Source organism: Rhizobacter sp. P3_B12, from assembly GCF_056402895.1.
This window is the reverse complement of record NZ_JBFUGN010001540.1, coordinates 1-900: the sequence shown is the minus strand read 5'-3', so window position 1 is coordinate 900 and position 900 is coordinate 1. Positions and strand designations below refer to the sequence as shown.

General features: G+C 73.8%; 1 protein-coding gene and 1 pseudogene. Both read right to left on the bottom strand.

What is annotated here, in order from left to right; genetic code table 11:
- Nucleotides 1–663 (bottom strand): beta-ketoacyl synthase N-terminal-like domain-containing protein (locus AC1D01_RS36725; protein ID WP_477874738.1); only part of this gene is annotated, 663 nt, incomplete at its 3' end.
- A pseudogene (locus AC1D01_RS36720) lies at nucleotides 660–900 on the bottom strand (hypothetical protein); the annotation flags it as partial. The gene AC1D01_RS36725 and the pseudogene AC1D01_RS36720, both read right to left, overlap by 4 nt.

The window sequence follows — 900 nt, the reverse complement described above, 5'->3', positions numbered from 1 at the left end:
CGACAGCCCCTTGCGGCCGGCATCCCAGGGCCGGCAGATCTGCGGCGACAGCAGCTCCAGCGAGTTGAAGCCGTACAGCGTCGTCAGGCACAGGCTGTCGACGCCGCCGACCACCGCCGCGTCGATCCAGCCGAGCTCCATCAGCCGCGCGGCGGCCGCGAACACCTTGGCGCTCGACGAGCAGGCCGTCGACACCACCCACTGCGGGCCGTCGAGCTGCAGCGCGAGCGCGACGAAGCGCGCCAGCGAGCCGGTGTTGTGCGTCTCGGCGTAGTGGAAATCGGCCGGCAGCGCGCCGTCGGGCCCGCGCCTTCGGTACGCATGCTCGGTCTGCAGGATGCCGGAGGTGCTGCTGCCCAGCAGCACCGCGACGCGCTGCGCGCCATGGCGCTCGCGCGCCGCACGCACCGCCGCGCGGAAACCGTTCTGCTGCAAGCCGAGCCACGCGAGGCGATGGTTGCGGCACTCGTAGGCTTCGAGCTCGGCCGGCAGCGCGATCGCATCGACGCCGGCGACTTCGCCGACATGGCAGGCCAGCGCGACATCCTCGAAGCGGCACGGTGCGAGCCCGCTGCGGCCGTCGCGCAGCGCCTGCAGGTGGGTCTCGTTGCCGGCCCCGAGTGCGCTCGTGACCGTCATCCGCGTGATCGCGACCGGCTTCATGCGGCGGGGGCGGTGTGGGACGTCGCCAGCGCCGGGCGCACAGGCCAGGCATCGCCCAGCCGCACGAAGCGCAGCCCCGATTGCCGCACCTGCGCGATCAGTGCCGGCAGCACCTCCAGCACCACCGGCCGGCCGTCGGGCGTGGTGGCGCAATGGCCGTCGTGCAGCAGCAGGATGTCGCCACCGCGCAGGCCCTGCGTCAGGCGCGCCAGCACGCGCCGGGCATCGCCGTCGCGG